Genomic DNA, 24,614 nt, shown 5'->3' with positions numbered 1-24,614 from the left:
TGTGCGCGTCAGACCGGAGTCGCATCCGTGAGGACGAGGGCGTACCCCAGTAGGGGGATCGTGACCAGCGCGACGGAGGCCGCGAGCACGAGCCCGCGCGCGGGCCCGCCGCCGAATCCGCCGTCGAGCCGGGCGAGCCTGGCCTCGAGCATGTCGGCGTCGGCGATCACGCCGTCGTCGCCGAGCCCGGCTGGGCCGGCGTCGGCGCCGACGACGAGCATCGCGCCGCGCAGGGCGTCGTCGCCGGCCACCCGCCGTGCGCGGTCATCGGCGAGCATCTCGGCGAGCAGGATGACGGACCGCTCCGAGCGGTTCGCGATCGGGAACCACGGCAGGGCGCTGTGCCAGGCGCGGAACGCGAGCAGCACCAGGTGGTGCAGCTGGTCGAGGTGCGCCCGCTCGTGCGCGATGACCGCCGCGAGCTCGGCGGGACTCAGGGCGTCGACGAGCCCGTCGGTGAGCACCGTCGCGGTACGGATGCCCGGTACGCAATACGCGAGCGGCGTCGGATGCGCGAGCACGCGCGTGCTCGGCTGCCCGGGCATGGGATCGCCGAGCAGCGCGATGAGCTGATGCTGGCGCCGACGCTCGCGCTCGGCCCGCACCGCGGTGAGGGCGAGGTTCAGCGCGAGGTGCAGGGCGAGGCCCGCGGCGAGCACGATCGCCGCGAGCTCGAGCACATCGAACTCGGGCGGGATGGGGCCGGTGAAGAGCACCGGCACGAGCGCGTTCCACGCGCCGATCAGCGAACCGGCGGGCGCCGCGCCGTAGATGAGCAGGCAGCCGATCATCGAGAGCCCGCCGGAGACGGCGATGGCCTGCCACAGCACGAGTGCGACCGCGGGGGAGCGGGCCGGCCAGGCCGCGCGGGAGAGTGCGACCGGCACCGGCCACGCCAGTGCGAAGGCGAGGACGCCGAGCACCGCGGCGACGACGAGCATCGTCAGCGGCGCACGAGCTCGTCGAGCAGTCGGCGGAGGGTGGCCGCCTCGCCGTCGCTCACCGTGCCCACGAACCGCGCGAGCGCGGCGTCGCGGTCGCTCGCGCGATCGAGCACCTCGTGCATGAGCTCGGCGGTGTGCTCCTCACGCGAGAGCAGCGCCTGGTACCGGTGCGGACGACGTTCGCGGGTTCGGGTCACGAAGCCCTTGCGCTCGAGCCGGGAGAGCACGGTCAGCACGGTGGTGGTCGCGACCATGCGGCCCTCGTCGCCGCTCTGCAGTGCGAGCGCGTCGCGCAGCTCGTTCGCCGTGCGCGCGTCGTCGCTCGACCAGAGCAGCTCCATCACGGAGCGCTCGAGATCTCCGAGACTCGCCATACATCCAGAGTACCGCCGATTCCGCATTTGTTCTACGCTGTGTAGAAGCAGAGTTTTACGCTGTGTAGAAGAACGTCCTCGCGACGTTCGGAGTCCGCGAAAGGGGCATCCGTGAACGAGCTGCTCGACCCGTTGCTGCTCGCCCGATGGCAGTTCGGGTTGACGACCGTCTATCACTTCCTGTTCGTGCCGATCACGATCGGGCTCGCGACGACCGTCGCGATCTTCCAGACCGCGTGGTTCCGAACGGGCAAGACCCAGTACCTGCAGGTCACGAGGTTCTTCGGCTCGATCTTCCTCATCAACTTCGCGATGGGCGTCGTCACCGGCATCGTGCAGGAGTTCCAGTTCGGCATGAACTGGTCGGAGTACTCGCGGTTCGTCGGCGACGTCTTCGGTGCGCCGCTCGCGCTCGAGGGGCTGCTCGCGTTCTTCTTCGAGGCGACGTTCATCGGCCTCTGGATCTTCGGGTGGGACAAGCTGCCACGGGGCATCCACCTCGCGACGATCTGGTGCACCGCCGTCGGTACGATCGTCTCCGCGTACTTCATCATCGCCGCGAACGCGTTCATGCAGAACCCGGTCGGGTTCGAGATGAACGCCGAGAAGGGGCGAGCCGAGCTCGTCGACATCTGGGCGCTGCTCACGAACCCGGTCGCCCTCGCGGCGTTCCCGCACACGATCGCCGCGAGCTTCATGGTCGCCGCCGGCCTGATCATCAGCGCGAGCGCCTGGCACCTCGCCCGCAACCAGCACCTCGACTCGATGCGTCCCGCGCTCAAGTTCGGCCTCTGGCTCATGGTCGGTTCCGGCATCCTCACGACCCTGTTCGGCGACCAGCTGAGCCTCGCGATGGTCGCGACCCAGCCGATGAAGATGGCGGCGGCCGAAGCCACGTACGACACCGTCTGCGGCGCCGACGCCTCCTTCTCGCTGTTCACCCTCGGCACCCCCGACGGCACGAGCGAGCTGTTCTCGATCCGCGTGCCCTACCTGCTGTCGTTCCTCTCGACGCACAGCTTCGACGGCTGCGTCGAGGGCATCAACGACCTCCAGGCCGACTACCAGGCGCTCTACGGCCCGGGCGACTACGCGCCCATCATCTGGATCACCTACTGGGCGTTCCGCTGGATGATCGGGCTCGGCATGCTGCACGTGCTCGTCGCCGTCGCCGGCCTCTGGCTCACCCGCAAGGGCCGGATGCCCCGGCAGCGGTGGATCTGGACGATCGCGATCTGGAGCTTCCCGTTGTCGCTCGCCGCGATGATCGTCGGCTGGATCTTCACCGAGATGGGCCGACAGCCCTGGATCGTGTTCAGCCTGCTGCCCACCGAGTCGGCGGTCTCTCCCAACGTCACGGGCCTCGACGTGCTCATCTCGCTCGTCGCGTTCACCCTCGTCTACGGCGCGCTCGCGGTCGTCGAGGTCCGGCTCGTGATCCGCGCCATCAAGAAGGGCCCGCCCGAGATCGGCGAGCCCGACCCCGAATCGGGCCGTGTCGAGCCCGCCACCACGGTCTACTAGGAGACGGACATGGATCTCTCTACGCTCTGGTTCTGGATCGTCGCATTCCTCTTCGTCGGCTACTTCGTGCTCGACGGGTTCGACTTCGGCGTCGGCATGTCGCTGCCGTTCCTCGGCAGGGACGACACCGACCGCCGCGTGCTCATCAACACCATCGGCCCGGTGTGGGACCTCAACGAGACGTGGGTCATAGTCGCAGGGGCATCCCTGTTCGCCGCCTTCCCCGAGTGGTACGCGACGCTGTTCTCGGGGTTCTACCTCGCGCTCCTGCTCATCCTGCTCGCACTCATCGCGCGCGGCGTCTCGTTCGAATACCGCCACCAGCGGCCCGAGTCGAAATGGAAGGCGTGGTTCGACGGCATGATCGTGGTCGGGTCGGCCGTGCCGGCGCTCCTGTGGGGCGTCGCGTTCGCGAACATCGTGCAGGGCGTGCCGCTCGACGCCGGCCACAACTACACGGGCACGCTGTTCGACCTGCTCAACCCCTACGCGCTCCTCGGCGGACTCACGACGCTCCTGCTGTTCTTCACCCACGGCGTCGTGTTCGCCTCGCTCAAGACCGAGGGAGAGCTCCGGGCGCGGGCCCGGAGACTCGCGACGCGGTCGGGTCTCATCACGATCGTGGTCGCAGCGGTGTTCCTGCTGTGGACCGGGCTCGCGTTCGGCACCACCTGGTTCTGGATCCTCGCCGGGATCGCGGCCGTCGCACTCATCGGCGGGTGGTTCGCGAACCTCCGCGGCGCGGAGGGCGTGGCGTTCACCCTGCTCGCGATCACGGTCGCGACCGCCGTGCTCGCCCTGTTCGCCTCGCTCTTCCCCGACGTGATGCCGGCCTCGAACGATCCGGCGAACAGCCTCACGATCGAGAACGCCTCCTCGACGCCGTACACGCTCACGGTCATGAGCTGGGTCGCGCTGATCTTCCTCCCGCTCGTGCTCGCCTACCAGGCCTGGACGTACTGGATCTTCCGCAAGCGGGTGAGCCGCGCGCACGTCGAGGCCGCCGCTCACTGATCGGGGAACCTCGTGAAACCGCTCGATCCCAGACTCGTCAGGCGCTCGCGCGCGGCCCGCGGCTTCCTCGTCGCGGGCGGTGTGCTCGCCGTCGTGCAGGCGGCGGCGATCATCGCGGTCGCGTGGGCGATCGCGGGGCTCGTCACCGGCCTGATCGACGGGATGCCGATGGCCGACGCCGCACCCCTCGTCGCGCTGCTCGTCGGCGGTGCCGGCGCCCGGGCGCTGGGTGCCTGGGGCTGGGAGCTCGTGGGGTCGAGCGGCGCGATGCGCGTGAAGGGCGAGTTGCGGGCGGAACTCCTCGCGGCGCTCGAGCGCCGGCCGAGCGGTGTCGCGGGCTTCCCGACGGCGCGGATCGCGACGCTCCTCGGGCCCGGGCTCGACGCCCTCGACGACTACTTCGGCCGGTATCTCCCGCAGCTCGTGCTGACCGTGGTGGCGACGCCCGCCCTCATCGTCGCAGCCTGGATCGCGGACCCGCTGTCCGGTCTCATCCTCGTGATCGTGCTGCCGCTCACGCCGGTGTTCATGGCCCTCATCGGCATGGCGACGCAGAGCGTGCAGCAGCGCCAGTGGGAGAGCCTGTCGGCCCTGTCGCGCGGGTTCCTCGAGGTCGTCGGCGGCCTCTCGACCCTGCTGCTCTACGGCCGCGCCGAACGGCAGGTCGGCCGCATCCGGACGGTCACCGACGGGTACCGTCGCCACACCATGAAGGTGCTGCGGGTGACGTTCCTCTCGGGCTTCACCCTCGAGCTCGCCGCGAGCCTGTCGGTGGCCCTCGTCGCGGTCGCGATCGGCCTGCGGCTCGTCTCGGCCGACATGCTGCTCGGCGCGGGCCTGTTCGTGCTCGTGCTCGCACCCGAGGTCTTCCTGCCGCTGCGCAACGTCGGCGCGGCCTTCCACGCCTCGGCGGCGGGGGTGACCGCGGCGGGCGACGCGTTCGCGCTGCTCGAGGCGGTCGAGGGCGCGGATGCGGCGACCCACGTCGCCGACGTGGCCATGCCCCGCGCCGAACTCGGCGACGATTCGGTCGGCCCGGAGAGGGTGACCGGCGCGGGCACCGCAGGCGGCGCGAGCGCCACCGGCCGCGGGCTCGAGCTCGTCGGCCTCACGGTGCGCCGCGGTGAGCGCGTCGTGGTCGACGACCTGACGGTTTCAGTGCCCGCCGGCGCCGTGGCGGCTGTGGTCGGCCCGAGCGGCAGCGGAAAGTCGACGCTGTTCGCCGCGCTGCTCGGGTTCGCCCCCTGCTCGGGCTCGATCACGCTCGACGGCCGTCGGCTGGCGGCCGGTGGCGAGCGGATCGCCTGGGCCGGCCAGACCCCGGTGCTGCTCGCGGGAACGGTCGGGTCGAACGTGCGCCTCGGCGACGAGACCGCGGACGAATCGCTCCTCGACGAGGCGTTGCGTCTCGCCGGCGTCGACGTGCCCGCTGGCCGCGAGGTCGGCCCCGGCGGCAGCGGCCTGAGCGGCGGTCAGGCACAGCGCGTGGCGATCGCGCGCGCGGTGCACCGCCTGCTCGCGCGCGACCTCCCGCTGCTCCTCCTCGACGAGCCCACCTCCGCCCAGGACCCGAGCCGGGAGGCCGAACTCGCCCACGGGCTCGGCCGGCTCGCCGCCGACGGACGCACGGTCCTCGTCGCGACCCATCGCCCCGACCTCGTGGCCGCGGCTGACCTCGTCATCTCCCAGGAGGCGGCCCGTGTCTGAACGCACCACTCGCACCCGAGCCGTGCTCCGCACGAGCATCCCGCCGATCGGCCGGCTGCTGCCGGCGGTCCTCTTCGGCGTCGCCTCGGGCGGCTCGACCGTCGCGCTGCTGGCATGTTCGGCCTGGCTCATCGCCCGCGCGGCGGAGCAGCCGCCCGTGCTCTACCTGTCGCTCGCGATCGTGGGCGTGCGCGCGTTCGCGCTCGGCCGCGCCGTCTTCCGCTACCTCGAACGGCTGACCGGGCACGACGCCGCCTTCCGACAACTCGCAGCCATCCGCACGGGCGTGTTCGAACGGATGCTGCCCGTCGCGCCCGACGGCGTCGCCGACCTCCGGCACGGCGAACTGCTCGCGCGGTTCACCGGCGACGTGGACGAACTGCAGAACGTGTCGCTGCGGGTCGTGCAGCCCGTGGTGAGCGCGCTCGTCGTGCTCGCGGGGGCCGTGGTGGGCGTCGCGCTCGTGTCGCCCGCCTCGGCAGCCGCCGTCGCGGGCTGCCTCGTGATCGGCGTCGGTGCGTCGCTCGTGGTGCAGCATGCGGTGGCGTCGCGGGCGGAGCGGCGTCTCGCACCGCTCCGCGGCGAGCTGCAGGCCGCCGTCGTCGAGCATGCGCAGTCGCTCGAGACGCTCGTCGCCTTCGACGCGGCCGCGGCCAGTCGCCGTCGTATCGAGGCGCTCGGCGACCGCCTCGCCCGGCACGCACGCGCCAACGCCTCCGCGGCGGGTGCGGCCGCGGCGCTCATGACGGCGATCGGCGGGTTCGCGGTCGCGGCGAGCCTGCTGGCCGGGCAGCCGCTGCTCGCCGACGGCCGCATCGACGGACCGACGTTCGCGATGCTCTGCCTCGTGCCCCTCGCGATCGCCGAGGTCGCCGCCGCGCTGCCGCCCGCGATGACGGCCTGGCGCCTGGCCGGCGTGAGCGCCGAGCGGGTCGCCGAGGCGGTGCCCGGCGAGACACCCGCAGAGATCCCGGTCGCACCCGCCGCACCGGCGGCTGCACCACGGGCCGGTCGGCCGCCGCGACTCACGCTCGTCGCCGCCTCGGCCGCGTGGCCCGGCGCGCGCGGCGCCGCGCTGTCGGGCATCGACCTCGACCTCGGGCCGGGGGAGCGCGTGCTCGTGCGCGGTCCGTCGGGGGCGGGCAAGACGACGCTCGCCCACGTGCTCGTGCGCTTCCTGGCCGTGACCGGCGGCGAATACCTCGTCGACGGAATCGATGCAGACCGGCTCGATCCAGCCGCGGTGCGGCGGCTCGTCGGGCTCGTCGAGCAGTCGCCGTGGCTCTTCGACGAGGACGTGCGCCAGAACCTGCTCTTCGCCCGCGACACGGCGAGCGACGACGAGCTCGTCGACGTGCTCGAGCGGGTCGGCCTCGGCGACTGGCTCGCCGAGCGCGGTGGTCTCGACGCGGAGGTCGGCGAGCGCGGTGCACTCGTGTCCGGCGGTCAGGCGCAGCGCATCGCGCTCGCCCGGGCGATGCTCGCCGGCTTTCCGGTGCTCGTGCTCGACGAGCCGACCGCGAACGTCGATCGCGAGCAGGCCGACGCGCTGCTCGCCGATCTGCTGGGCGCCGCGGGCGACGACCGCACGGTGGTGGTCATCTCGCACACGCCCGTCGATCCGGCGCTCGTCGACCGGGTCGTCTCGATCGCGGACGGCCGACTCACGGAGGCGGACCGCGCACCGTCGGCGGCGCACGCCGCCCCGTAGGCTGTGGGGATGCCCCCTCGACTGCGTTCGCGCGATCTGCCGTCGTGGTGCGAACCCCGCGTCGTCTTCGCCGAACGCTTCGCGCAGCGCGATCACGTCGTGTGGCTCGACGGCGGTGACGAAGGGGCGACCGGGGTGAGCGTGCTCGGCGCCGCCCATGCGGGCAGCCCGGTCGTCACGGCAGACCTCGCGAGCGGAACGGTCACGGTGCGGCGGCCGGTCGGCGAGGCCGACGACGACGCACCGGTCGTGCATCGCGGCGGCGTCTTCGAACGACTCGCCGACACCCTCGCACTGCCGCAGGTCGCCCTCGCGGCGGGCGAGACGGCACCGGCGCCGCTCGGCTGGTTCGGCTGGTTCGGCTACGAGCTCGGCGCAGGGCTCGCGGGAGTCCCGATCGCCGACGCGGAGACGCCCGACGCCGCGTTCGTGTTCCTCGACCGGGTGATCGCCTTCGACCACGGCGCACGGCGCACGAGGCTCGTCTGGATCGAGTCCGACGACGCCGACGCGTGGGCCGACGAACTCGCCGCGGAGCTCACGTCGTCCGCTGCGAATGCACCCATGGCCGATGGGGGCGCCGGCGCGCGGCATCCTGCACCGACGCCGGCAGCCGCGACCCAGGGTGCCGCCCCGGTGGCGCACTGGCGCCACGATGCGACGACCTATGCCCGGCTCATCGGCGAATGCCAGGCGGCGATCACGCGCGGTGACGCGTACCAGCTGTGCCTCACGAACCGCGTCGACCTCGACGTGCACCCCGACCCGGCTGGGACCTACCTGGCGCTCCGCGCTTCGAGCCCGAGCCACCACGGCGGGTACCTGCGCTTCGGGGGGTTCGCCCTGTGCAGCGCCTCGCCCGAGCAGTTCCTGCACATCGAGCCGTCGGGGCTCGTCTCGACGAAGCCGATGAAGGGCACCCGGCCGCGCGACGCCGACCCGGTGCGGGATGCCGCGCTCCGCGCCGAGCTCCTCGCGAGCGACAAGGAGCGCGCCGAGAACCTCATGATCGTCGACCTCATGCGCAACGACCTCGGTCGCATCGCCGAGCTCGGCAGTGTGAGCGTCGAGGGCCTGCTCGAGGTCGAGGAGTACCCGCACGTGCACCAGCTCGTCTCGACCGTGCGGGCGCGCATCGCGCCACCCGTGAGCGCGCTCGACGTCGTGCGTGCCGCGTTCCCGGCGGGCTCGATGACCGGGGCGCCCAAGCGCAGCGCCATGGCGATCCTGCACGATCTCGAGCGGGGGCCGCGCGGCGTCTACTCGGGCGCCTTCGGCTACCTCGGGGTCGACGGCGGAGCCGACCTGGCGATGGTGATCCGCTCGATCGTGATCGCGCCGAGCGGCGCCTCGATCGGCACGGGCGGCGGCATCACGGCACTCTCGGTCGCCGAGGAGGAGATCGAGGAGACCCGGGTCAAGGCCCGTGCCCTGCTCGCAGCCCTCGGCGAGGCATCCACCCGCCTGGATTGACTAGTCTTGATACCCGAGTGCGCCGCGATCCGGCGCGCCCGGAGGACGAGCGGGCCGAGCCCGCCGAGCGACACACGATTGAGAGTCACGTGGCACACGATCACGACCCCGCGAACGCCGAGTCCGGCGCGTACGACTTCGCCGCCATCCAGGCGAAGTGGCTTCCCGTGTGGGACGAGCTCGAGCCCTTCCGCGCCGGAGCGGCGGGCGACACGCGTCCGCGCAAGTACGTGCTCGACATGTTCCCGTACCCCTCGGGCGACCTGCACATGGGTCACGCCGAGGCGTTCGGATTCGGCGACATCGCCGCGCGCTACTGGCGCCACCAGGGCTTCGACGTGCTGCACCCGATCGGCTGGGACTCCTTCGGCCTGCCCGCCGAGAACGCGGCGATCAAGCGCGGCGCCGACCCGCGCGAGTGGACCTACGCGAACATCGCCCAGCAGAAGGCGTCCTTCCGTCAGTACGCGCCGAGCTTCGACTGGTCGCGGGAGCTGCACACCTCCGACCCCGAGTACTACAAGTGGAACCAGTGGCTGTTCCTCAAGCTCTACGAGAAGGGCATCGCCTACCGCAAGGCCGGCCAGGTCAACTGGTGCCCGAACGACCAGACCGTGCTCGCGAACGAGCAGGTCGTCGACGGCCACTGCGAGCGCTGCGGCGCGGTCGTCACGAAGAAGGCCCTGACCCAGTGGTACTTCCGGGTCACCGACTACGCCGACCGCCTGCTCGACGACCTCAACCAGCTCGAGGGCACCTGGCCGTCGAAGGTCGTCTCGATGCAGCGCAACTGGATCGGCCGTTCGGCCGGCGCCGACGTCGAGTTCGAGATCGAGGGCCGTGAGGGCCGCATCCCCGTGTTCACGACGCGTCCCGACACGCTCTACGGTGCGACGTTCATGGTCGTCGCCGTCGACTCGCCGCTCGCGGCCGAGCTCGCCGAGGGTGCCTCGGCCGAGGTGCAGCAGCGGTTCGACGACTACCTCGACTCGGTGCGCGCCGAGAGCGACATCGAGCGCCTCGCGACCGACCGACCGAAGACGGGCGTGTTCCTCGAGCGCTACGCGATCAACCCGCTGAACGGCGAGCGCCTGCCGATCTGGGCGAGCGACTACGTGCTGGCCGACTACGGTCACGGCGCGATCATGGCCGTGCCCGCCCACGACCAGCGCGACCTCGACTTCGCGCGGGCCTTCGAGCTGCCGGTGCGCGTCGTGGTCGACACGAACGCACCCGTCACCGGCGTCATCCCGGTCATCCCGCTCGACGAGAACGGCGACCCCTACCTGCCCGAGGACCTGCCGCCGCTCGACCCCGCCGGCACGGGCGTCGCGCTCACGGGCGAGGGGCGCCTCATCAACTCGGGCCCGCTCGACGGGCTCTCGAAGTCGAACGCGATCCGTCGCGCCATCGAGATCCTCGACGAGCGCGGCACGGGTCGTGCGGCGAAGAACTTCCGCCTGCGCGACTGGCTGATCTCCCGCCAGCGCTTCTGGGGCACGCCCATCCCGATCATCCACTGCGCCGAGTGCGGCGAGGTGCCCGTGCCCGAGTCGGAGCTGCCGGTGCGGCTGCCCGACGCGGCCGGCCTCGACCTCAAGCCGAAGGGCTCGAGCCCGCTCGGTGCCGCCGAGGACTGGGTGAACGTCGCCTGCCCGAACTGCGGCGGCCCGGCCAAGCGCGACTCCGACACGATGGACACTTTCGTCGACAGCTCGTGGTACTACCTGCGCTACCTCAACGCGAACGACGACACGCAGGCGTTCGACCCGGCCCAGGCCGAGAAGTGGGCGCCCGTCGACCAGTACGTCGGCGGCGTCGAGCACGCGATCCTGCACCTGCTGTACTCGCGGTTCATCACGAAGGTGCTGTTCGACCTCGGCTACCTGAGCTTCACCGAGCCGTTCACCTCGCTGCTCAACCAGGGCATGGTGCTCATGGACGGCTCGAAGATGTCGAAGTCGAAGGGCAACCTCGTCGAGTTCGCCTCCGAGCTCACCGCGCACGGCACCGACGCGCTGCGGGTCACGCTCGCGTTCGCCGGTCCTCCTGAGGACGACATCGACTGGGCGGACGTCTCGCCGGTCGGCTCGGCGAAGTTCCTGGCGCGCGCGTGGCGCATCGCCGGCGAGGTCACGTCGGCACCCGGTGTCGACTGGTCGACGGGCGACCGTGCGCTGCGCCGCGTGACCCACCGACTGCTCGCGGATGCCCCGGGGCTGGCGGAGGCCTACAAGTTCAACGTGATCGTGGCGAGGCTCATGGAGCTCGTGAACGCGACCCGCAAGGCGATCGACTCCGGCCCCGGCGCGGGCGACGCGGCCGTGCGCGAGGCGGCCGAGGTGACCGCGATCATCCTCGACCTGTTCGCGCCGTACACCGCGGAGGACATGTGGCAGCGGCTCGGCTACGAGCCGACCGTGGCGCTCGTGCCGTGGCGCAAGGCCGACCCCGCGCTCTTGGTCGAAGACCAGGTCACCGCGATCGTCCAGGTCAACGGCAAGGTGCGCGACCGTCTCGAGGTGTCGCCCAAGATCACGGCTGACGAGCTGGAGCAACTCGCCCGGTCGTCGGCGGCGGTGGTGCGCACGATCGGCGACAGCGAGATCGTCAACGTGATCGTTCGCGCGCCGAAGCTCGTGAACATCGCGACCAGGGGCTGACGCGGGCGGTCATCCGTCGGCGGCGTCGGTCGCATCGGCGACTGCGCCGTCGGTCGCGGCGTCGGTGGTGGGTTCATCGGCGGTGGCCGCTCGGAGGCGCGCCAAGAGCGCGACGGCCGCCTGCAGTTCCGCGGCGTCGACGCTCGCGGCGGTCTCCTCGGCCCACGAACGACGCCGCGGTTCGATGCGGGCGAGCGCGGCGCGTCCGCGCGCCGTGAGCTCCACGAGGAACGTGCGCTTGTCGTCGCCGGCGGTGCGCACGAGGTGCCCGCTCCGCTCCAGGCGCGCCACGCTCTCACGGATCGACTGCCGGGTGAGCCCCCGTCGGCGCGCGATCTCGGCGGGACTCGACGGGCCGTCCTGCAGTGCGCCGAGCACGAGCCATCGGGCGGCGCTCAGCTCCTCGGGACGGGTGATCTCGTCGCCGACCGCGAGGAAGCGCCCGGAGAGCGCGAAGACGTGGTCGACGAGCCGGGTGAGCAGCACCTCGGGCGGGTCCGGCGAGTCCGACCTCACGGGCATCGGCGGCTCGGCGGTACTCACTGCGTGAGGCACACGAGGTGGCCGTCGGCGTCGCGCAGCACCGCCAGGTGTTCGCCCCACGGCTGTTCGGCCGGTGGGTCGACCACGGTGCCGCCGGCTCGTCGCCAGGTCGCGCAGGTCGCGTCGAGATCGTCGACGCGGAAGCTGAGCGCGATCCCGAGGTCACTCGGCCGGCTCGGGCGTTCGTGCAGCAGGATCTCGACGGCTCCGTCGCTCAGGCGCGTGATGCCGCCGCCCGCATGCACGGTGAGGCCGAGCAGGTCCCGATAGAAGGCGAGCGCGGCCTCGGCCGATTCGACGGAGACGATCACGCGATGCAGGGTGGTTTCCACGTCGGTCAGTTTGACAGGTGCCTGTCGAACTGGTCAAGCAGTCCGACCGGCGCATGGAAGCTCGCCGGCGTCGCCCGCGTCATAGGCCGAAGGCGACCGGTCGTCGCTGCCAGAATGGCCGAATGGATCCGAACCCCGACCCCTGGCGTGCCGCCCTCACCGCCGTGGCCGAACGCTCGAAGCCGGGCGGTACCCTGCCCGCCGAAGCACGACTCGTCCTCCATTTCCATCCCGAGTCCGACCTGCACGGGCGTCCCGTGCTCCGTCGCATCCTCGAGGAGGGGCGGTACGCCTCGCAGTTCGTGACCGGCACGAGCAACGGCGGGCTCACCGCGGTGCCGGGCGGCGACCGTTGGCACTGGGAGAGCCGGCTGTTCGGGGGTGCCTACGACGAGCACCCCTCGCAGCTGCGACCGGCCTACGGTGCGCTGAATCTCGCCGACGACCCGTACGGAGCGGCACCCCGGTTCGGCTCGGCCTACCTCCGACTCCGGCCCGAGGCGATCGGGCGCGCGACGTTCGTGTATCCAGACAGCGCATTCCAGCCCGAGCTCTTCGGTGTCGCCGATCGGCTGGGGCTCATCGACGACTTCCATGCCGATGAGCCCGACGAGCTGCTGAACCGCTACATCGAAGCGCAGGTGCACGGCGGAGTCTCCGTGCCGGCCGACGTCGAAGCCGTCGTCGTCGACCCGTCGTTCGACGACGACGCGACGCTGCGGATCGCCGAGCAGGCCGGGATCGTCGTCGAGCGGCATCCCGGCTACCGCCTCGACCTCGCGGCCGTGGAGGCGAACCCCGAGTACCGGGGCGAGGACACCGTCGAGGTCGCTCGCGCGATCGCCGTCGACGGGGTGCTCACCCCGGTCGTGCTCGGCCGTGCGCGTGCGTCGGGCGGCTACGACCCCCAGCTCGTCAAGTACGTCTGGCATCACCTCGCCCGCTTCGGACGCGAGTGGCCGGGCGACGCAGACGCCTGACCACTCGTCCTCGACAGCCTGGGGATGCTGCGGGCTCTCCACGCTCGTGTCTCCGTTAGCCGCTGCGCGGTCGGCGCCCGCATAGCGTGCGGGCATGCCGCCTCACGACTCGCCGGATCCGTTGGCCGCGCTCGACCCCTCGGCGCGCCGTGCGCCCGCCCGGGTACGGCTGGGCGTCGGCGCCGCGGTCGTGCTGTTCATCGCGGCCGTCGTGGTCGCCGCGGTGCTGTCGTTCGCCTCGTCGGGCGGCGGCGGCCAGGGCACGGTCGGGTTCGACGGCTCCGCCGGCGGTGGGGATGCCTCGGGCGGCTCAGCCGGGTCGATCGCGACGGCCGCCCCGCCCGTCGTGCTCGTGCATGTGCTCGGCGCGGTCGCGAAGCCGGGACTCGTCGAGCTCGACGAGGGTGCGCGCGTCGTCGATGCGATCGCGGCGGCGGGCGGACTCAGCGCCGACGCGGATCCGGCCGGAGTGAACCTCGCCAGGGCGGTCGCCGACGGCGAGCAGCTGTTCGTCCCGAAGGTCGGCGAGGTCGCCGCGGGCGGTGCACCGGCCGGGGGAGCAGGGGGCGCCGCGGGCGGCGCCGGTGACGGCAAGGTGCACCTGAACACGGCCGACGTCGCCGAGCTCGACACGCTTCCCCGCATCGGGCCGGCTCTCGCGCAACGCATCGTCGACTGGCGCGACGCGAACGGGCCGTTCACGAGCACCGACCAACTGCTCGACGTCGCCGGCATCGGCGATGCCGTCTACTCCGGCCTCGTCGACCTGGTGGCGCTCTGACATGCCGGCCCTGCGGCTCGCACTTCCGGCCTGTGCGGCCTGGGCCGGCGCGTGGCTCGTCGTTCAGGCACCCGACGCCGGACTCGACGCGGGACTGCTCGCAGCGGCAGCATGGGTCGCCGCGGCGGTCGCGCTCGTCATCGTGCTGGTCACGAGGCATCCGATCGCCGCGACCGTGCTGGTGTGCGTCGCCGCGGTCGCCCTCGTGTCATCGGCCGCCGCGGTCGCGCTCGGAGCCCGGAGCGCATCGCCGCTCGCAGCGGCCGCGGACGATCGCGCGCCGACGCCGGTCGTCGTCGAGCTCACCGCCGCGCCACGCCGACTGGTGACGATGTGGGGCGCTGCCGCATCGTCGGCTTCGACCGAGCCCGACTCGAATGCGGGGCGGCCCACGGCATCGCTCCGGTTCGAGGGGCGACTCGTCGAGGTCGACGGCCGTGCGACCAGTGCGGTGCCCGTGAGCGGCGTCGTCGAAGCCGTGCCGGCCGACCTCCAGCTCGGGGCGCGGCTCGCGTTCGTCGCTCGGGCGGCGCCCTCGCCGAGCGCGGAGCCGGAAGCCTTCGACCTGCACGCCGAGGGCGAGGTCGCCGTCGAACGGCCGCCGCCGTGGCTCGCCTGGAGCGGCGACCTGCGCACCCGCTTCGCCGAGACGGCCGCGCAACTCGACGGCGACGGCGGCGCGCTCGTGCCGGGCCTCGCGATCGGCGACACGAGTGCGGTCGACGCACGGCTCGACGACGACATGAAGGCGAGTTCGCTGAGCCATCTCACCGCGGTCTCCGGGGCGAACTGCGCCATCATCACGGCGGCGGCGTTCGCGGCGGCCGCGGCGGCCGGCCTCCGGCGAGGCATCCGCGTCGTCATCGCACTCGTCGCGCTCGGCGCCTTCGTCGTGCTCGTCACCCCCGAGTCGAGCGTCGTGCGCGCGGCCGTCATGGCGGTCGTCGTGCTCGCGGCCCTCGCCGCCGGACGACCGGGCGGGGGAGTGGCCGCCCTCGCCCTCGCGGTCGTCGTGCTGCTCGTCGTCGACCCCTGGTACGCGCGCGACTACGGGTTCGCGCTCTCGGTCGCGGCCACCGCCGGACTGCTGCTCCTCGCCGCGCCGCTCTCGAAGGCGCTCGCGCGCGTCATGCCGACGCCGCTCGCATTCGTGCTCGGCGTGCCGCTCGCGGCCCAGCTCGCGTGCCAGCCCGTGCTCGTGCTGCTCGATCCGGCGATCGCGGTCTACGGGGTGCCGGCGAACCTGCTCGCGGCACCGGCCGCGCCGGTCGGCACGGTCGCCGGGCTCATCGGGTGCGTGCTGCTGCCCGTGCTGCCGTCGGTCGGCTTCGCGGCCATGCAGGTCGCCTGGTGGCCGGCCGAGTGGATCGCCGTCGTCGCGCACACGGGCGCGACGCTGCCCGGCGGGCGGCTCGCCTGGCTCGCGGATGCGCCGGGCGCGGTGGTGCTCGCGGCGAGCACCGCGCTCGCGCTCCGACTCGTGATCGGTCCGCCGCTGGGCACCCGGCGCCGGGTCGGCGTCGGCGCGGTGCTCGTGGTGACGCTCGCCGCATCGGTCGGTCTGGCCGGTGGCTCGCCCCTCGTCGCGCGTGCGATGCGGCCCACCGCCTGGGACGTCGTCGCGTGCGACGTCGGGCAGGGCGATGCGACGCTCGTCCGGTCGGGCGATGCCGTCGCGCTCATCGACGCCGGGCCCGACGCCGCGGCGCTCACGAGATGCCTCGACCTGTTCGGCGTCGACCGGCTCGATCTCGTCGTGCTCACGCACTGGGACGCCGACCACGTCGCCGGGTTTCCGGCGTTCGCGGGCAGGGCCGACGTCGTGGTGCACGGACCGCTCGACGGCGACCGGTCGGCACGGGTGCTCGATCCGCTCGTGGCCGCGGGGGCTCGGCCGGTCGAGGCGACCGCGGGCATGCACGGCACCCTCGGCGCGGCGAGCTGGCAGGTGCTCTGGCCCGAGCCCGAGGCGACGCCGGGCAACGATGCAAGTGTCGTGATCGACCTGGCCGCGCCGGGGTTCCGCGGCGTCTTCCTCGGCGACCTCGGCGAGACCGCGCAGGATCGCGTGCTGCGCTCGGCGAACATCGACGACGTCGACCTCGTCAAGGTCGCCCATCACGGGTCGAACGACCAGAGCGGTCGCCTCTACGATCGCCTGCATGCGGCCGTCGGGCTCATCGGCGTCGGTGCCGACAACGGCTACGGGCATCCGACCGACCGGGCGCTCGACCTGCTCGAGCACTCGGCGACAGCTGCCCTGCGCACCGACGAGATGGGCTCGATCGCGCTCGAGGCGACGGGCGACGGCTTCGCCGTCTGGAGCGAGCGTCGCGGCGGCGTCGGCGGTCGCCCGTAGACTGGAAGACGAAACGGAGGCACGGGTGGCAGCACGCGGTGGCGCAGCGGCGCGAACGAAGGTCGCGATCCCGCAGCTCGCCTGGCACGCCGTGCGGCCCGCGCCGATCGTGCTCGTCTCGGGTGGCGAAGACGTGCTCGCGGAGCGTGCGATCGGGCTCCTGCGCGATTTCCTGCGCGCCGAAGATCCCGCGCTCGAGGTGAGCGACCTCGAGGCCGACGGGTACCGACGAGGTGAACTGCTGACGCTCGCGAGCCCCTCGCTCTTCGGCGAGCCTCGACTCATCCGGGTGAGCGCGGTCGAGAAGGCCAGCGACGACTTCCTCCTCGACGCGCTCGAGTACCTCGAGCAGCCCGACGACACGACGACGCTCGTACTGCGGCACCGTAGCGGCGTGCGCGGCAAGAAGCTGCTCGACGCGATCCGAGCGGGCACTGGCGGCGGCATCGAGGTGGTCTGCGCCGAGCTCAAGAAGGACGCCGAGAAGCAGGATTTCGCCGCGGCCGAGTTCCGCGCCGCCGGCCGCAAGGTGGCTCCCGGCGCGTTGCGCGCGCTCGTCGGCGCCTTCAGCGACGACCTGCGTGAGTTGTCGGCGGCGTGCCGTCAGCTCATCGCCGATGCGCCCGGCGACATCACCGAAGCGGTCGTCGATCGCTACTACGGCGGCCGGGTCGAGACGAACGCATTCGCCGTCGCCGACGCGGCGATCGCGGGGCGCCACGGTGAGGCGCTCATCGCGCTGCGTCACGCTCTCGACAGCGGCGCCGACCCGGTGCCCATGGTCGCCGCGTTCGCGATGAAGCTGCGCACGATGGCGAAGGTCTCGGGCTCGCGCGGCAGCGGCGCCCAGCTCGCGTCGTCGCTCGGCATGGCTCCGTGGCAGGTCGACCGGGCGCGGCGCGACCTCGCCGGCTGGACCGACGAGGGACTCGGCGTCGCGATCGAGACCCTTGCCGCGACCGACGCCGCCGTCAAGGGTGCCGAGCGCGACCCCGTGTTCGCGCTCGAGCGTCTCGTCGGCGTCATCTCGGCCCGCGGCCGTCGCTGACGTACGCCCTGCGCGCATCGCTCGGCCCGCGCCGGGTGTCTCGAGCGTGCAGTCGTGGCCCATTCGCGGGCGATGAGTGCGCTCTCGCGGGGGAGGCGGTGCGCCGTTGGAGAGGTGGTGCGCCGTTCCGACCCGGTGGGACGTCTCGAGAGTGCAGTCATAGCCCATTTGCGGGCGACGGGTGCGCTCTCGATGGGGGAGGCGGTGCAGGTGGGAGGTGGCGCGTCGCTCGGCCCGCGCCGGGTGTCTCGAGCGTGCAGTCGTGGCCCATTCGCGGGCGATGAGTGCGCTCTCGATGAAGCTCGGCGCAGCGCACGTGCGTTCCCTGCACGGCGCCGACGCGAACGGCGCCGGCGCCGAGGCATCCCGGAGACGACGAAGGCCCCGCCGGAGCGGGGCCTTCATGCGAAACAGTTGCGACTCAGAGCGCGGCGGCCTGCTTGGCGATCGCCGACTTGCGGTTCGCGGCCTGGTTCTGGTGGATGACACCCTTCGACACGGCCTTGTCGAGCTTGCGCGAGGCGACGCGCACGGCGGCGGTGGCCTTCTCCTTGTCGCCCGAGGCGATGGCCTCGCGGGCGGCGCGCACGACGGTCTTGAGCTCGCTCTTGACGGCCTTGTTGCGCTCTTCGGCCTTGCGGTTGGTGCGGATGCGCTTGATCTGCGACTTGATGTTTGCCACGTGGGAATCTTTCGTTCGTGCGGGTACTGGAGGTGCCGTGAACGGTAGAGGGGCCGCCACGGCGTCTCGTGCGGGGTGGGACCCACACGGAAGCCAACACACAACACTACCAGTTCGCCCGGCGGCCCGCCAACGCGTGCCCGCCGGGCGGGTCGTGGGATGCTGCCCGCGAAGGCCGCCCGACCGGACGCGCGCCAGCCCTGCGCGTCCGCGTCGCGAGTCGACTCCGGCGCCGCGCGTACCACCCTCCCGGCGTGCCTCAGTCGTGCAACGGAACCGGGTCGGTCAGCGCCGAGGCGCCTTCGTCGCCGAGCGCAGACGAGCGGGCGTGCACGAGGTCGCCGCCGACCCAGGTCGCCGCGACGTCGTAGGTGGTCGCGAGCGCGAAGGTGCGGGCGAGGACGTCGCCGGCCGACGCCGAGCGCGACAGGACGATGTCGAATGCCGACCCAGGTGCCGGCCGCACGTGGATCGCGTCGAACTGCATGCCGACCCCGAGATGGCCCACCCCGCCGTCGCCGTCGAGCCCGAGTGCCTCGGCGCCCGCGAGCGTCGCGAGGTAGAGCAGGTGCGCCGGCGTCAGCTGGACACCCTCGGGGCCGAGCAGCATCTGCATGAAGTACGCCTGGATCCCGTCCTTGAAGAGGCTGAACCCGTTGCCCGCCCCCACGTCGGTGCCGAGCGCGACCCGCACCCCGGCGTCGAGGTGCCGCCGAAGCGGGAACAGTCCGCTGCCGAGCGCCGAGTTCGACGTCGGGCAGTGCGCGACCGACGCGCCGACCTCGGCCATCCGGGCGAGCTCGGGCACCGACGTGTGCACGCTGTGCGCGTAGACCGAGCGACGGTTCACGAGCCCGTGGTGGTCGTAGGTGTCGAGGTAGTCGCGACGGTCGGGGAAGAGGCCGGCGACCGTTTCGACCTCGGCGAGGTTCTCGTTGAGGTGCGACGTGAACCAGAGGTCGTCGCGCGAGGCGAACGTGTCCCCGCACGCGGCGAGCAGTTCGTCCGACGCCGACAGCGAGAACCGCGGCGTGACCGCGTACCGCAGTCGGCCGTTGCCGTGCCAGGCCGCGATGAGCTCGGCCGCCTCGGTGCGGGCTCGGTCGGGTGTCGTGTACAGCCCGTCGAGCAGCATGCGGTCGCCGACGACGAGCCCGCTCGTGATGCGGAGGCCCGACGCCGACGCCGCGGCGAAGAACTCGTGCATCGCGCCCGCGAAGTGGGAGCCGAACACGAGCGCGCTCGTCGTGCCGGCGGCGGCGAGCGCGGTCAGGAACTGCGGCGCTACCTCGCGCGCGTAGGCGTCGTCGGCGAACCGCGTCTCCTCGGGGAGGGTGTACCGGTCGAGCCAGTCGAGCAGCGGCAGGCCGAGACCCGCCATCGAGCGCAGCTGCGGGAAGTGCACGTGCGTGTCGACGAGCCCGGGCAGCAGCACGCCCTCGCGCAGGTCGATGACCGTCGCGTCGGGGTGCAGTCGGGATGCCTCGTCGAACGAGCCGCGGAAGCGGATCACGCCGTCGGCGACGACGAGCGCGATGTCGGCGTCGTATCGCGCCTCGCCGCCCTCGAACGGGCTGACGGGCGTGTCGACGACGGTCGCACGGTAGAGCTGGGAAGGAACCATCGTTGGGACCACCTTTCGGCCCCGCCCGCTGATGCGTCGTGCTCGCTGATGCGTCTCGTTCGCACCGGCCGGCGTTGCCTGACCGATGCATGGTTCGACACTGAATCTGCAGCGCATCGGTTATCCATGCGAACGACGCGCCGAAGCCACGGTACGTCGTGCGCGCTCCGAGGGCAAGCATCCCGGGTCGAACGGCGTCACGTCGAACGGCGTCACGTCGAACGGCGTCACGTCGAACGGCGTCCCCGGCGCTCCGCGACCGCGCGGCGGTCGAGCTCGGCGACGGCGCCGAGCACGACGGCCGTGAACGCGTCGGGGCTGGTCAGGCTCACGAGATGCGTCGCTCCGGGTACGATCACGAGCCTGGCGTCGGGCGTCGCGTTCAGGAGGCGCCGCTCCTGCAGGCGGAAGTGGTCGAACCGGCCGTTCACGAACCAGACGGGCACGCGCACCTGCGCGAGCGCGCCGAGGGGGTCCAGCCCGTGCACCGCCTCGAGCGCCGATGCCATCACGTCGAGCGCGACGCCGCCAGCGACGACGTCGGCGACCGCATCGGGAGCGAGGAAGAGCGATGCGGTCGCGTCATTGAGCGCGCGCCCGTGATCGGGCAGCCGCGCGATCCCGGCGGCGAGCGCGCGATAGGCTGCGAGCCCGGCGCCGCGGGGGACGGTGCCGCAGGCGGCCGCGACGAGGCCGTCGAGGCGATGGGGATGCCTCGCCGCGAACTCCATCGACAGGTAGCCGCCGAGGCTGAGGCCGACGAGGAGACGCGGTGGCGCAGCATCCCGGTCGTCAGGTTCGTCGGTCTCGCCGTCGCTGCCGCCCTCCGGGCGGTGCCTCGAGTTCAGGGCCTCGTCGATCACGGTCATCGCCGCGTCGATCGAGAACGGCTCGCCCATGCGGACACCGTGTCCGGGCAGGTCGATCGCCTCGACGTCGAGACCGCGGTCCGTGAGTGCGGCGACCTGCCGCCGCCACATCGTGGCCGAGGTGCGAATGCCGTGCACGAGCACGACGCGGGCGGCGACCATGCTCACCCCGCCCGGATCGCGCCGATCTCACGGGCCCGGGCGACGGCCGCGGTGCGGGATCCGACGCCGAGCTTCGTGAAGATGTGCACGAGGTGCGACTTCACGGTGGCCTCACTGAGGTAGAGCGTCTTGCCGATCTCGCGGTTGGTGCGCCCCTCGGCGACGAGCGCGAGCACCTCGGCCTCGCGTACCGTCAGCCGTTCGCCCGAGGCGAGCGAGGCGTCGAGCTTCGCCGAGAGCTCGGGAGCGAGCGCCTGCTCGCCGTCCGCGGCCGCGCGCACGGCGGCGATGAGCGTCTCGGGCGGGGCATCCTTCAGCAGGTAGCCGCTCGCGCCGGCCTCGATCGCCCCGAGGATGTCGGCGTCGGTGTCGTAGTTCGTGAGCACGAGCACGCGAGGGCCGTGCGGCTCGGCGCGCAGCCGGCGGGTCGCCTCGGCGCCCTGCATCGCGCCGGGGAACTGGAGGTCCATGAGCACGAGGTCGACCTCGGTGCGGCCGAGCCGCACCGCATCCTCGGCAGTCGCGGCCTCGGCGACCACGACGAGGTCGGCCTCGCGCTCGAGCATCGCACGGATGCCCGCGCGCACCACCGGGTGGTCGTCGGCCAGCAGCAGCCTGATCATGCGATCACCACCGGGACCCGGATCGACAGGGCGGTGCCTTCGCCGGGCGCCGACTCGATGTCGAACCGGCCGCCGAGCTCCTCGGCGCGCCGCCGGATCGAGCGCAGACCGTACTCGCCGAGCCCGGGGCCGCCGGCATCGGCCGCCCCGGCCGCGCGCTTCGCGACGGCGTCGACGTCGAACCCGATGCCGTCGTCGACCACGTCGAGGGCGACCTCGTCGCCGAGGTAGCTCAGCGTGAGCGAACAGTTGCGCGCATCGGCGTGCTTGACCACGTTCGCGAGCGAGCCCTGGGCGATCCGCAGGAGCGCGGCGTCGACCGCCATCGGCAGCACGACGGGCTCGCCGCTCGTCGAGAACTCGACGCGTGTGTCGGCGCCCGACTGGTTCGCCTGGTCGTCGACCGCCTCGGCCAGACGCCGGAGGGCCGATGGCAGCGTCTGCTCATCGAGCGACGGCGGGGTGAGCTCTCGGATGAACCGGCGCGCCTCGCCGAGGTTCTCGGCCGCCGTCTCACGGGCGAGCACGAGCTTCTGCCGCACGCCGTCGTCGTCGATGTCGCGCTCGGCCGCGTGCAGCAGCATCTGGATGCTCGAGAGCCCCTGCGCGAGCGTGTCGTGGATCTCGCGCGCGAGTCGTTCGCGCTCGGCGAGGGTGCCGGCCTCGCGGCTCGTGGCCGCGAGTTCTTCGCGAGTGGCGATGAGGTCGAGGATGAGGGCCTGGCGCTCGCGCGTCTCCTGCGCCATCGCCCGGTACCCGAGCCCGATCACGATCGCCACGCCCGCGCTGATGAGCGGACCGAGGATCGAGCCGACCTCGTAGCCGAGGTGCGTCGCCGTTCCCCAGACCGAGATGCCGAAGGTGACCACCACGAGCGGCACCGCGACGGGCGCCGCGAGCACGTGGAGCTCGAGGAAGAAGAGGGGGAACGCGAGGAACGCCGCATCGGGCGTGAGCGCCGACATGCCGACCCAGAGCGTCAGCAGCATGATGAGCCACAGCACGCGCGCCCACGCCGGGAGGTGCCGGTGCGCGGTGGCGACCCCGGCGCCGTAACAGGCGAGGAACGCGACGGCGAGCACCGTGATCGGCACTTCGTCGGCATCGGCGAGGAGCGCGCGCACGATGACGAACAGCGTGAGCCCGACGACCAGCAGGTGCAGCCCGAGGCGCAGCGCGATGAACACCGGGCGCAGGGCCGATTCGGCACCGCGCGCCGGTTCCGTCAGGGTCGCGCTCATGCTGCGAGCGTAGCCGCGGCGACGGCGACGGGGCATCCGTCGAAAGTCTGAAGCCAACTCGTGGGAGAATCGACAGGATGTCTCCGAGAGCTGTGAACCCGCCGGTGCCCGCCGCCACCGACCCGTCCGCGATCCGCAACTTCTGCATCATCGCGCACATCGACCACGGCAAGTCGACGCTTGCCGACCGCATGCTGCAGATCACGGGCATCGTCGCCGACCGCGACATGCGCGCGCAGTACCTCGATCGCATGGACATCGAGCGCGAACGCGGCATCACGATCAAAAGCCAGGCGGTGCGCATGCCGTGGCAGGTCGAGGATGCCTCGGGCCAGAGCCGCGCCTACGCGCTGAACATGATCGACACCCCCGGCCACGTCGACTTCTCGTACGAGGTCTCCCGTTCGCTGGCCGCGTGCGAGGGGGCGATCCTGCTCGTCGACGCCGCGCAGGGCATCGAGGCGCAGACGCTCGCGAACCTCTACCTCGCGCTCGAGAACGACCTCGAGATCATCCCCGTGCTCAACAAGATCGACCTGCCGGCCGCCGAGCCCGAGAAGTACGCGCGCGAGCTCGCCGACCTCATCGGCGGCTCGCCCGACGACGTGCTGAAGGTCTCGGGTAAGACGGGCGTCGGTGTCGAAGAGCTGCTCGACCGCGTCGTCGAGCGCATCCCCGCGCCGGTCGGCAATGCCGACGCGGCGCCCCGCGCGATGATCTTCGACTCGGTGTACGACAGCTACCGCGGCGTCGTCACCTACGTGCGCATGGTCGACGGCAAGCTGAACCCGCGCGAGCGCATCCAGATGATGTCGACGAAGGCGACCCACGAGATCCTCGAGATCGGCGTCTCGTCGCCCGAGCCCACGCCCACGAAGGGACTCGGCGTCGGCGAGGTCGGCTACCTCATCACCGGTGTGAAGGACGTGCGGCAGTCGAAGGTCGGCGACACGGTCACGACCGCGGTGAAGCCCGCCGCCGAGGCGCTCGCCGGCTACACCGAGCCGCTGCCCATGGTGTTCTCGGGCCTCTACCCGATCGACGGCAGCGACTACCCCGAGCTGCGCGAGGCGCTCGACAAGCTCAAGCTCTCCGACGCGGCGCTCGTGTACGAGCCCGAGACCTCGGTCGCGCTCGGGTTCGGGTTCCGCGCCGGGTTCCTCGGGCTCCTCCACCTCGAGATCGTCACCGAGCGCCTGCGCCGCGAGTTCGGCCTCGACATCATCGCGACCGCGCCGAGCGTGGTCTACGAGGTGACGACCGAAGACAAGAAGACCGTCACGGTCACGAACCCGAGCGAGTTCCCGACCGGGGCGAAGATCGCCGAGGTGCGCGAGCCCATGGTGAAGGCGGCCATCCTCGCTCCGAAGGACTACGTCGGCACGATCATGGAACTCTGCCAGTCGCGGCGCGGCACGCTGCTCGGCATGGAGTACCTCGGCGAGGACCGGGTCGAGATCCGCTACAACATCCCGCTCGGCGAGATCGTGTTCGACTTCTTCGACCAGCTGAAGTCGAAGACCGCCGGCTACGCGTCGCTCGACTACGAGCCGGTGGGCGACCAGGCCGCCGACCTCGTGAAGGTCGACATCCTGCTGCAGGGCGAGCAGGTCGACGCGTTCAGCGCGATCGTGCACCGCGACAAGGCCTACGCATACGGCGTGCTGATGACGGGCCGTCTGCGCGAGCTCATTCCGCGGCAGCAGTTCGAGGTGCCGATCCAGGCCGCCATCGGCGCCCGGATCATCGCGCGCGAGTCGATCCGCGCGATGCGGAAGGACGTGCTGGCCAAGTGCTACGGCGGTGACATCACCCGCAAGCGCAAGCTCCTCGAGAAGCAGAAGGAGGGCAAGAAGCGCATGAAGATGGTCGGCCGCGTCGAGGTGCCGCAGGAGGCCTTCATCGCCGCCCTGAGCGGTGACACCGAGACCAAGAAGGACGCCAAGAAGTAGCGCCCGCC

20 protein-coding genes are annotated in these 24,614 nt (G+C 72.1%); 11 read left to right on the top strand and 9 right to left on the bottom strand.

Features of this window, described 5'->3' with window-relative positions:
* Positions 1-8: 8 nt before the first annotated feature.
* Both MUN74_RS00255 and MUN74_RS00250 read right to left on the bottom strand, forming a co-directional pair.
* Positions 9-941, bottom strand: a complete 933-nt coding sequence (locus MUN74_RS00255; RefSeq protein WP_244854310.1) for a M56 family metallopeptidase — start codon at positions 939-941, stop codon at positions 9-11.
* 2 nt (positions 942-943) lie between these two features.
* Positions 944-1,318 carry a BlaI/MecI/CopY family transcriptional regulator gene (locus tag MUN74_RS00250; protein WP_244854308.1) on the bottom strand — a complete coding sequence of 125 codons (375 nt, stop codon included), beginning with the start codon at positions 1,316-1,318 and terminating at the stop codon, positions 944-946.
* 111 nt (positions 1,319-1,429) lie between these two features.
* Between MUN74_RS00250 and MUN74_RS00245 the strand changes: the two genes are divergently transcribed.
* From MUN74_RS00245 to leuS, 6 genes are all read left to right on the top strand, one after another.
* Complete coding sequence (locus MUN74_RS00245; RefSeq protein ID WP_244854306.1) at positions 1,430-2,842, top strand: cytochrome ubiquinol oxidase subunit I; 1,413 nt, start codon at positions 1,430-1,432, stop codon at positions 2,840-2,842.
* Between the two features lie 9 nt (positions 2,843-2,851).
* Positions 2,852-3,856, top strand: a complete 1,005-nt coding sequence (gene cydB, locus MUN74_RS00240; RefSeq protein ID WP_244854305.1) for a cytochrome d ubiquinol oxidase subunit II — start codon at positions 2,852-2,854, stop codon at positions 3,854-3,856.
* Positions 3,857-3,868: 12 nt separating this feature from the next.
* Complete coding sequence (cydD, locus tag MUN74_RS00235) at positions 3,869-5,563, top strand: thiol reductant ABC exporter subunit CydD (RefSeq protein WP_305038260.1); 1,695 nt, start codon at positions 3,869-3,871, stop codon at positions 5,561-5,563.
* Positions 5,556-7,274, top strand: coding sequence for a thiol reductant ABC exporter subunit CydC (cydC, locus tag MUN74_RS00230; RefSeq protein WP_244854303.1), 1,719 nt, complete (start codon positions 5,556-5,558; stop codon positions 7,272-7,274). Before cydD ends, cydC begins: the two co-directional genes overlap by 8 nt.
* 9 nt (positions 7,275-7,283) lie before the next feature.
* Positions 7,284-8,747 (top strand): anthranilate synthase component I family protein, encoded by a 1,464-nt coding sequence (locus tag MUN74_RS00225; RefSeq protein WP_244854301.1) that lies wholly within the window; start codon positions 7,284-7,286, stop codon positions 8,745-8,747.
* 89 nt (positions 8,748-8,836) lie between these two features.
* On the top strand, positions 8,837-11,410 hold the full coding sequence (gene leuS / locus MUN74_RS00220; protein WP_244854299.1) for a leucine--tRNA ligase: 2,574 nt from the start codon (positions 8,837-8,839) through the stop codon (positions 11,408-11,410).
* A 9-nt stretch (positions 11,411-11,419) separates the two neighbouring features.
* On the opposite strand, the gene MUN74_RS00215 is transcribed toward leuS, so the two are convergent.
* Together MUN74_RS00215 and MUN74_RS00210 are read right to left on the bottom strand one after the other, a co-directional pair.
* Entirely contained in the window at positions 11,420-11,932 is a 513-nt protein-coding gene (locus tag MUN74_RS00215) for a MarR family winged helix-turn-helix transcriptional regulator (RefSeq protein WP_244854298.1), read from the bottom strand.
* Positions 11,933-11,949: 17 nt separating this feature from the next.
* The gene (locus MUN74_RS00210; protein ID WP_244854296.1) at positions 11,950-12,285 is read right to left on the bottom strand and encodes a VOC family protein; all 336 of its coding nucleotides are present in this window, start codon (positions 12,283-12,285) and stop codon (positions 11,950-11,952) included.
* A gap of 122 nt (positions 12,286-12,407) precedes the next feature.
* On the opposite strand from MUN74_RS00210, the gene MUN74_RS00205 reads away from it, so the two are divergent.
* The 4 genes from MUN74_RS00205 (at position 12,408) to holA (ending at position 17,453) form a co-directional block, all read left to right on the top strand.
* Positions 12,408-13,265 (top strand): DUF3626 domain-containing protein, encoded by an 858-nt coding sequence (locus MUN74_RS00205; protein ID WP_244854294.1) that lies wholly within the window; start codon positions 12,408-12,410, stop codon positions 13,263-13,265.
* A gap of 94 nt (positions 13,266-13,359) precedes the next feature.
* Positions 13,360-14,046 (top strand): ComEA family DNA-binding protein, encoded by a 687-nt coding sequence (locus tag MUN74_RS00200; RefSeq protein WP_244854292.1) that lies wholly within the window; start codon positions 13,360-13,362, stop codon positions 14,044-14,046.
* A 1-nt stretch (position 14,047) separates the two neighbouring features.
* Positions 14,048-16,405, top strand: coding sequence for a ComEC/Rec2 family competence protein (locus MUN74_RS00195; RefSeq protein WP_244854291.1), 2,358 nt, complete (start codon positions 14,048-14,050; stop codon positions 16,403-16,405).
* 25 nt (positions 16,406-16,430) lie between these two features.
* Complete coding sequence (gene holA, locus MUN74_RS00190; protein ID WP_244854289.1) at positions 16,431-17,453, top strand: DNA polymerase III subunit delta; 1,023 nt, start codon at positions 16,431-16,433, stop codon at positions 17,451-17,453.
* Positions 17,454-17,874: 421 nt separating this feature from the next.
* Here the strand turns inward: holA and rpsT are convergent, their stop codons facing one another.
* The 5 genes from rpsT to MUN74_RS00165 all read right to left on the bottom strand — a co-directional run bounded on the left by rpsT (position 17,875) and on the right by MUN74_RS00165 (position 22,654).
* Positions 17,875-18,135 (bottom strand): 30S ribosomal protein S20, encoded by a 261-nt coding sequence (gene rpsT / locus MUN74_RS00185; RefSeq protein ID WP_244854288.1) that lies wholly within the window; start codon positions 18,133-18,135, stop codon positions 17,875-17,877.
* 259 nt (positions 18,136-18,394) lie between these two features.
* On the bottom strand, positions 18,395-19,759 hold the full coding sequence (gene guaD / locus MUN74_RS00180) for a guanine deaminase (protein ID WP_244854286.1): 1,365 nt from the start codon (positions 19,757-19,759) through the stop codon (positions 18,395-18,397).
* Between the two features lie 227 nt (positions 19,760-19,986).
* A complete protein-coding gene (locus MUN74_RS00175; protein ID WP_244854284.1) occupies positions 19,987-20,790 on the bottom strand; it encodes an alpha/beta fold hydrolase in 804 nt (267 codons plus the stop codon).
* Positions 20,791-20,792: 2 nt separating this feature from the next.
* Complete coding sequence (locus tag MUN74_RS00170) at positions 20,793-21,413, bottom strand: response regulator (RefSeq protein ID WP_244854283.1); 621 nt, start codon at positions 21,411-21,413, stop codon at positions 20,793-20,795.
* A complete protein-coding gene (locus MUN74_RS00165) occupies positions 21,410-22,654 on the bottom strand; it encodes a sensor histidine kinase (protein ID WP_244854281.1) in 1,245 nt (414 codons plus the stop codon). The genes MUN74_RS00170 and MUN74_RS00165 overlap by 4 nt, the downstream gene beginning before the upstream one ends.
* A 77-nt stretch (positions 22,655-22,731) precedes the next feature.
* Between MUN74_RS00165 and lepA the strand changes: the two genes are divergently transcribed.
* Positions 22,732-24,606 carry a translation elongation factor 4 gene (gene lepA, locus MUN74_RS00160; RefSeq protein ID WP_244854279.1) on the top strand — a complete coding sequence of 625 codons (1,875 nt, stop codon included), beginning with the start codon at positions 22,732-22,734 and terminating at the stop codon, positions 24,604-24,606.
* Positions 24,607-24,614: the final 8 nt, after the last annotated feature.

The organism is Agromyces sp. H17E-10 (assembly GCF_022919715.1).
In the GTDB taxonomy this organism is placed as follows: domain Bacteria; phylum Actinomycetota; class Actinomycetes; order Actinomycetales; family Microbacteriaceae; genus Agromyces.
The sequence above is the reverse complement of the archived record's forward strand: the minus strand, read 5'-3'. Positions and strand labels throughout refer to the sequence as shown.